Below are 7441 nucleotides of genomic sequence, written 5' to 3'. Positions count from 1 at the left end.
GAGATCCACACGCCGATGTGGGTGGTGAGCGATGCCGCGCGCGAGGCGATCGACCTGATCGAGCGCGCCATCGAGAAGCGCCAGGTGCTGACCATCGACTATTCGGACGAAGCCGGCCGCGGCACCGCCCGCGACATCAGGCCCTTGGGCCTTTGGTTCTGGGGCAAGGTGTGGACGCTGGTCGCCTGGTGCGAGATGCGCGACGATTTCCGCGCCTTCCGCATCGATCGCATCGCCTCGGTGGTCATCGCAGGCCGCGTCTTCAAGCCGGAGCGCGGCAAGCAGCTCGCCGATTTTTACCGGGCGGTGGAACGCAGCGAGGATTACGGCATGGCGCCGGACCGTGCGGCGCGAAGCTGAGGTCTCCCAACCCGTAAAAAAGCCCGCTCGAAGCGGGCTTTTCGGTCGAGTTCGCGAGAATTCTACTCCTCGTCGTTATCCCTGTCCTTCGACTTCAGAGCCGAGAGCTTGGCGAACACGGCGTTGGCGTCGAGTTCGGCATCCTCGTCCTTCGGCTTTTCGGGAGCCGGAACCAGGCGCTCGGTCAGCGCCGCCGGCAGCAATGTGTCGCCGACCGGCTGTGCCTGCTCGCGGCCGCGCGATGCGCGGTTGACTTCCATGTCAAGATCGATCTGCGAGGCGAGACCGAGCGTCACCGGGTCCATCGGCTGCAGGTTGGCAGAGTTCCAGTGCTTGCGCTCGCGGATCTGCTCGATCGTGGACTTGGTGGTGCCGACGAGGCGCGAGATCTGCGCGTCCTTCAATTCGGGATGGTTGCGCACTAACCAGAGAATGGCGTTCGGTCGGTCCTGACGCTTCGACAGCGGGGTGTAGCGCGGCCCCTTGCGCTTGGATTCCGGCACCCGCACCTTGGGGTCCGAAAGCTTCAACCGCTGGTTCGGATCCTTCTCGGCACGCGCGATCTCGTCGCGGGTCAACTGGCCGGTCATGATCGGATCCATGCCCTTGATGCCTTGCGCCGATTCGCCGTCGGCGATCGCCTTGACCTCGAGCGGATGCAGCCCGCAGAACTGTGCTATCTGCTCGAAGGAAAGCGCGGTGTTGTCGACCAGCCAGACAGCGGTCGCCTTTGGCATCAGCAGCGTATTGGCCATTTTAAAAATCCTTCTCGTTCGCCCGCGTTCCCGCGCGGGCGGTGGTTTAGAGCCACCAAAATGGGAAATTCGCAGGTTATATAACCGCTCTCCGGCGGTTCCGCAATGTTTTTGGGAAGGCGTTTTTGGGAACGCCCGTCGATCTGGCAACCACACCGGGGCAGATCAATCACGGGCGGCATGAAAATGGTGCCGCGAATATGTTTGGGGTCCAGAAAGACAAAACCCGCCGGACAGGTCCGGCGGGTTCGGAACCGGCGACGAGCAAGCGTCTGCGGCGGCTCTGCTTTGCGACCCCGCCTTGCGGCGGGGCGGTTCTTGAAGTCAGATCGCCTGGCGGGCGATCTTTTCGATGTCGGCGCGGTTGATGCCGAGATCGCTGAGCTGGCGCGCGTTGAGGCGGTTCAGTTCGCGCACGGTCTCGTTGTACATACGCCAGTTACGGAAAGCGCGGATCGGGTTCATGTCAGTCCTCCAAATGGGGTGTTCGTTTCGATGATGCTCAAATAGTCATCATCGAGCGGCACTTGAATGGCTGATTTTGCATAGCAATGATGCAAATGCTGCATTGCACCATTAAGCTTTTGTTCAGCTTGCAGGCAGGGGCCGGGTCGCGGGTATGAGCCCGCCTCGGCCAGCCGGGCATCGGCAATGTTGCCGTCAGCCGACGTCGAGCACGATCTTGCCGATATGATCGCCTTCCTCCATACGCTCATGCGCCCGCCAGGCATCGGCAAGCGGGAAGATCATGTCCATGACGGGCGCGATCCGGCGCGTGCCGAGCAACGGCCACACCTGCGCTTCGAGCGCGGCTGCCAGCGCCGCCTTGAACTCGACGGTGCGCGGCCTCAGTGTCGAACCGGTATGAACAAGCCGCTTGACCATGATTTTCGAGAAATCGGCGCTCGCCACCGCGCCGCCTTGCAGGGCGATCTGGACGATCCGGCCCTCGACCGCCGCGGCCTCGTAGTTGCGCGCCACATAGTCGCCGCCGACCATGTCGAGGATGACGTCGGCACCCTTGCCGCCCGTCGCTTCCTTGACCGCTGCGACGAAATCCTCCTCGCGGTAGTTGATCGCCCGGTCGGCTCCGAGCTTCAGGCAGGCATCGCATTTCTCCTTGTTGCCGGCCGTAGTGATGACATGGGCACCGAAGGCCGATGCAAGCTGGATCGCCGTTGTGCCGATACCCGAAGAGCCGCCATGAACCAGCAGCGTTTCGCCTTTCTTCAAGCCGCCGCGCTCGAACACATTGTGCCAGACGGTGAAATAGTTTTCCGGCACGGCCGCCGCTTCCGTGTGGGTGAAACCGGCCGGCAGCGGCAGCACGCTGCCGGCATCAACCTTGACATATTCGGCATAGCCGCCGCCGGGGGTGAGCGCGCAGACGCGCTCGCCAAGGCGCCAGCGAGATATCTCGTCGCCGAGCGCGGCCACTTCGCCCGACGCCTCCAGGCCCGGCAGGTCCGACGCACCGGGCGGCGGCGGATAGGCGCCCTTCCGCTGCTGCACGTCGGGCCTGTTGACGCCGGCGGCGCGCACCTTGATCAATATCTCGCCGGGACCGGGCACAGGCACATCGCGCGTCTCCGGTTTCAGCACCCTGGGCCCACCCGGCTCGGAGATCGCGATGGCCGTCATCCTTGCCGGAATTTTAGATCCGCTCGCCATGAAATCTCCCGTCTTTCCTCGCCGCATTCTTGCCGGCTGTTTGCATCGACGCCCCTGCCCTATGTATGCTCATTGGCAAATCAGGCAAATGGCCAATCGGTATGGCGGAGGAGGAGCACAAATGGCGATCTTCGACGACGAACCCAAGAAGAAGGCGCGTCCGCACGAGATCGGGCAGGACCTGTCGCTGCTCTCCGTCGGCGAGTTGTCGGAACGGATCGGCATCCTGCGTGACGAGATCGCCCGGTTGGAGGCTGAACTCAAGTCGAAGGACAGCACCAAATCCGCGGCCGAGGCGCTGTTCCGCCGCGGATAAGGCCGAAAAGACCCGCCTCCGAAAAGCCCGAATGCGACTGTCTTCAGACTCTGCGTCTCTCCTCGATTTCAGCCGGATCAAAAAATGCTCGCAGCCTACAGACCGATCCTTTCGCTGCTTCGGGGCACCGCATTCCTCTTGGCGGCGTCGGGATTGCACGGCTTGCTGTTGCCGCTGCGCGGCCAGGTGGAAGGCTTCTCCACCGCATCGCTTGGCCTGATGGGCACAGCCTGGGCCGGCGGCTTCGTCACCGGCTGCTTCTTTGCACCACGTATCGTGCGCCGTGCCGGCCACGTGCGCGCCTTCGGCGCCTTCGCCGCGTCCGGCGCCATCGTTGCGCTGCTCACCGGACTGGTCATCGACGAATATGTCTGGATCCTGTTGCGCGCCTTCACCGGCTTCACCATGGCCGGCGCCTTCATGGTCATCGAAAGCTGGCTGAACGAAAAGGCCACCAACGAGAATCGCGGCACCGTTTTCGGCCTCTATATGATGGTCACCTATGCCTCGATCATGGGCGGGCAGATGATCGTCGCCGGCGGCGACGTGAAATCGGCCTCACTCTTCATGATCACCGGCATCCTGTTCTGCCTGTCACTGATCCCGACCGCGGTATCGACCGCCTCGCACCCCAAGCCGCTCCAGGACGTCAAGCTCGACGTCAAGGGGCTCTACGCCAACTCGCCGGTCTCGGCCATCGCTTGCGTCCTCATCGGCATCGCCAACGGCGCATGGGGCACGCTTGGCGCCGTCTATGGCGCCCGCATCGGCATCTCCACCGCTGAGATCGCCTTGATGATGAGCTTGGTGGTGGTGGCGGGTGCCGCCATGCAGCTTCCGGCCGGGCGTTTCTCCGACAAGACCGACCGGCGCTTCGTGCTGGCGGGTGCCGCTTTCGGCGCTGCGCTGTTCGCGCTCTTGATCTTCCTGTTCGAGCCGCGCTCCGGCGTCTTCGTCATCGTCTTCACCGCCGCCTACGGTGCTTTCGCCTATACGCTCTATTCGATCGCCGTGGCGCATGCCAACGACCACGCCAGTGCCGAGGACTTCGTCAAGGTTTCGGGCGGCCTGCTGCTGCTCTATGGCTTCGGCACCATGATCGGACCCTTGCTGGCGGCCGCCCTGATGGGCTGGATGCGTCCGGAGGGCCTGTTTCTGGCGACCGCCTTCGCGCATCTTTCCCTGGCAGGCTACACGCTGCTGCGCATTAGCCGCCGCGCGCCGGTGCCGATCGAGGACCGCGACGCCTTCAAGACGCAGCCCGCCGACCGTTCGGTGACGCCGGAAGCATTGCGGCTTGACCCAAGAAGAAAAGCAGAAGCAAACGGTTGAGATTCGAAGAACTTTGCCCCACAAATGAGGCATGATGCTTTCCGACGCCTTCATGGCGATCGCCGATCCCAACCGGCGCCATCTCCTGGAAGAACTTCGACGCGGTCCCAAAACCGTCAATCAACTGGCAGCCGGGCTGCCGGTCTCACGTCCGGCCGTATCGCAGCATCTGAAGGTGTTGCTCGATGCCGGCCTTGTCCACGCCAAGGCCGAAGGCACGCGGCGCGTCTATACGGTGAGCAATGCCGGCTTCCTGAAACTCAACATCTGGCTCGACCAATTTTGGGAGACTTGATCGTTCCTGTTCAAACGACCGGTCACGCACCACGATCAGCCATCATTATAGGGGAAGAGCTTGAAATAGGGCTGCGCCTCCTCAATCACCTGGGCGAAGGCCGGCCGCTGCAACAGCCGGTCATGGTAGCGACTCACGGCAGGATATCTGTCGCCGAATGGCTCGACCTTGTTGGCGTAGAACAGGGCCGGCGAGGCCGCGCAATCGGCCATGGTGAAGGCGTCGCCCACAGCCCAGTTCCTCGACGCCATCTCCTGCTCGATGATCGCATAGGAATTGCGCAACTGGTCGCGCGCCTGTTCGACGCCGAACGGATCGGTCCTACGTTCCGGGCGCAGCCGGTCCCCGACGATCTTCTGCATCGGTTCCTGCACATAGAGATCGTAAAAGCGATCGGCCTGGCGAACCGCGATTGCGAGGTCGATATCGGCGGGGACGAGGTCGACCGGTCCGGGATAGTGCGCGGCCAGATACTCGATGACGAGGGTCGACTCCAGCACGGTGCGGTCGCGCGCATCGTCACGCAAAGCGGGCATCTTGCCCCAGGGCGCTATCTTCAGGAAGGCCGCTCGCGACTGCTCGTCGCCGAGATCGACGATGACGGACGCGAACGGCGTGCCGTTCTCGTAGAGCGCGATCAGCGGCTTCCAGCAAAACGAGGCCAGCGGATGATAGTGAAGCGTCAGGGACATTTTTGCTCACCTGTCTCGGGGTTCACGTCGTCTAGTACCGAAATGTTTACTTAACTATTGCCCAAACTTGTGGCGTCAGGACCGCGCTTTGAGTGCCAATCGGCCCGGATATGAGCAACGATGCCGGTGACGATCACATCCCAATCGTCCGGATGCAGTTCGTGGCCACCGCCTTCAACCCGGAGGAGTTTCGCGCCGGCGACCGCCCCGGCCAGCGCTTCGCCATGCTCGACCGGAAAGATGGGATCGGCCGTACCATGGATGACCAGCAGCGGCGCGTTCATCTCGTGCAGTCGGCCCCTCCATCGATCACTATCGCCCTTGAGCAGGAAATGATTGGTCGCGCTGAGCAGGCCGCCGGAGCGATCATAGTCCCGCTCGATGAAGGCTCTCATGCGGCCCTCGTCGAAGGGATGCGCTGTGCTGGCGATCGCCTTGGCATCTTTGATCATGAAGTCCATGACCTGGCGGCGATCCGACCAGTCAATGTGCGCGCCTTCAGCCGAATGTTTGATATAGGCATCGCTGGTCTGCGGCAGGTTCGAGGTGTCCACTCCCATCGGCGAGCTGCTGATCACGGTCAGCGACGCGACGCGGGACGGATGCTTGAGCACCACGAGCTGCGTGATCATGCCGCCCATCGACATGCCGGCGATATGCGCCTTGTCGAGGCCGTGGCTGTCGAGAACGCCGATCGCATCGTCGGCCATGTCGTCGAACGTGTAGGGCGGCTCTCCCGGCGGATATTTGGTCGAGCGGCCGGTATCTCGATTATCATAGCGGATTACGAACAGTCCCGCGGCGGCGAGTTTCCGGCAAAACGCCTCCGGCCACCACAGCATTGAGGCCATCGCTCCCATGATCAGCAGCAGAGCGGGGTCGGCGGGGTCGCCAAAGGCTTCGGATATGATAGTGGGGCGTCCAGTCTTCGTCATCGCGTCGCCTCCTCATCTGCTTGCATTTTGCAATCGGTTGCACCATAATAAAACCGATACAATAATGCAACCGGTTTTGGAGAAGTCGAATGAACATCGATCGCCGCTCGGGTTGCCCGATCAATCTTTCGCTGGAAGTGTTCGGCGACCGCTGGAGCCTGATCATCCTTCGCGACATGATTTTTGGCGGCAGGCGCCATTTTCGCGAGTTGCTCAACGGGTCGATGGAAGGCATTGCTTCCAACATACTGGCCGACCGGCTGAAGCGGCTGATGGATCTGGGCATGCTGACCAAGGCCGACGATCCTTCGCACAAGCAGAAGGCGATCTACAGCCTGACCGAAATGGCGATCACCCTGGTGCCGATCCTGGCCCATCTCGGCGCCTGGGGCCGCGTCTGGCTGCCGGTCAGCGAGGAATTGTCGATCCGGGCCGAGCTTCTGGAAAAGGGCGGGCCGCCGCTATGGGAGAAATTCATGGATGAGTTGCGCCACGAGCATCTCGGCACGCCCCTCGATGCAGCGTCCGGCCCCTCTGTACGCGCGACCCTGCAGGCCGCCTATGAGGCCGTGCTCGCCAGCAAGGCTCTCGGCGCCAACCCGGCCGCGTGACCAACTATTTTCCCCGTTGAATGGCCGGCTCTGCTACAAGAGGCCGAAAATCACGTCACGAGATTGGAACAGACTCTTGGTTGAGAACTCTAGGGATACTGCCCGCGCGCGCGCCGATCTGCGCTTCAAGAAGCAGGAGGAAGCGGCCACGGTCCGACAGAAGGCGATGGCCGAGTATGTCGCCGAGAGCGATGCCCGCAAGGTCAAGACCGACAAGCTGCGGGCGCTGCGGCTGGCCAAGGAAGCCGAAGACCTTGCCAACGCGCCGGCAGTGCCCGCCAAGAAGCCCGCCCGCGCCAAGAAGAAGTAGCACGCCGCTCCCGGTTGCTTCGTTGCCGGCCCTGAGCCGGTGGCCGTTGACCGCATTTGGTGGATCGCGGCATAGGCGCGATCCGGATCGGCGCGTTCACCCCGCTTTCCACGAAGCAATTTCAACCGGAACCTGGATTGCCTCGTTCGGCTGGCTGCCGATGA

11 protein-coding genes are annotated in these 7441 nt (G+C 62.7%); 6 read left to right on the top strand and 5 right to left on the bottom strand.

Annotated elements, in window-relative coordinates:
* Positions 1–360, top strand: a 360-nt coding sequence (locus tag FJ973_RS30080) for a WYL domain-containing protein (protein WP_140517607.1), incomplete at its 5' end; no start/stop codon positions are given.
* Between the two features lie 62 nt (positions 361–422).
* Here the strand turns inward: FJ973_RS30080 and FJ973_RS30075 are convergent.
* From FJ973_RS30075 to FJ973_RS30065, 3 genes are all read right to left on the bottom strand, one after another.
* Positions 423–1115 carry a DUF1013 domain-containing protein gene (locus FJ973_RS30075; protein ID WP_140517606.1) on the bottom strand — a complete coding sequence of 231 codons (693 nt, stop codon included), beginning with the start codon at positions 1113–1115 and terminating at the stop codon, positions 423–425.
* 324 nt (positions 1116–1439) lie between these two features.
* Positions 1440–1580: a DUF1127 domain-containing protein gene (locus FJ973_RS30070; RefSeq protein WP_140500528.1), complete on the bottom strand. Its 141-nt coding sequence runs from the start codon at positions 1578–1580 to the stop codon at positions 1440–1442.
* 195 nt (positions 1581–1775) lie between these two features.
* On the bottom strand, positions 1776–2786 hold the full coding sequence (locus FJ973_RS30065; RefSeq protein ID WP_140558871.1) for an NAD(P)H-quinone oxidoreductase: 1011 nt from the start codon (positions 2784–2786) through the stop codon (positions 1776–1778).
* Between the two features lie 121 nt (positions 2787–2907).
* On the opposite strand from FJ973_RS30065, the gene FJ973_RS30060 reads away from it, so the two are divergent.
* The 3 genes from FJ973_RS30060 (at position 2908) to FJ973_RS30050 (ending at position 4729) form a co-directional block, all read left to right on the top strand.
* Complete coding sequence (locus tag FJ973_RS30060) at positions 2908–3102, top strand: DUF1192 domain-containing protein (protein WP_140500525.1); 195 nt, start codon at positions 2908–2910, stop codon at positions 3100–3102.
* 84 nt (positions 3103–3186) lie between these two features.
* The gene (locus FJ973_RS30055; protein WP_140500523.1) at positions 3187–4434 is read left to right on the top strand and encodes an MFS transporter; all 1248 of its coding nucleotides are present in this window, start codon (positions 3187–3189) and stop codon (positions 4432–4434) included.
* A gap of 31 nt (positions 4435–4465) precedes the next feature.
* Positions 4466–4729, top strand: coding sequence for a metalloregulator ArsR/SmtB family transcription factor (locus FJ973_RS30050; RefSeq protein WP_140500522.1), 264 nt, complete (start codon positions 4466–4468; stop codon positions 4727–4729).
* A gap of 35 nt (positions 4730–4764) precedes the next feature.
* Here FJ973_RS30050 and FJ973_RS30045 read toward each other — a convergent pair whose 3' ends face one another.
* Both FJ973_RS30045 and FJ973_RS30040 read right to left on the bottom strand, forming a co-directional pair.
* The gene (locus tag FJ973_RS30045; RefSeq protein ID WP_140517605.1) at positions 4765–5421 is read right to left on the bottom strand and encodes a glutathione S-transferase family protein; all 657 of its coding nucleotides are present in this window, start codon (positions 5419–5421) and stop codon (positions 4765–4767) included.
* 50 nt (positions 5422–5471) lie between these two features.
* Positions 5472–6356: an alpha/beta hydrolase gene (locus FJ973_RS30040; protein WP_140517604.1), complete on the bottom strand. Its 885-nt coding sequence runs from the start codon at positions 6354–6356 to the stop codon at positions 5472–5474.
* 89 nt (positions 6357–6445) lie between these two features.
* On the opposite strand from FJ973_RS30040, the gene FJ973_RS30035 reads away from it, so the two are divergent.
* Together FJ973_RS30035 and FJ973_RS30030 are read left to right on the top strand one after the other, a co-directional pair.
* Positions 6446–6967: a helix-turn-helix domain-containing protein gene (locus FJ973_RS30035; RefSeq protein ID WP_140500517.1), complete on the top strand. Its 522-nt coding sequence runs from the start codon at positions 6446–6448 to the stop codon at positions 6965–6967.
* A 76-nt stretch (positions 6968–7043) separates the two neighbouring features.
* A complete protein-coding gene (locus tag FJ973_RS30030; protein WP_140500515.1) occupies positions 7044–7277 on the top strand; it encodes a hypothetical protein in 234 nt (77 codons plus the stop codon).
* The last annotated feature ends 164 nt before the right edge of the window (positions 7278–7441 follow it).

It is taken from the genome of Mesorhizobium sp. B2-1-3, from assembly GCF_006442495.1.
In the GTDB taxonomy this organism is placed as follows: Bacteria; Pseudomonadota; Alphaproteobacteria; order Rhizobiales; family Rhizobiaceae; genus Mesorhizobium.
The sequence above is the reverse complement of the archived record's forward strand: the minus strand, read 5'-3'. Positions and strand labels throughout refer to the sequence as shown.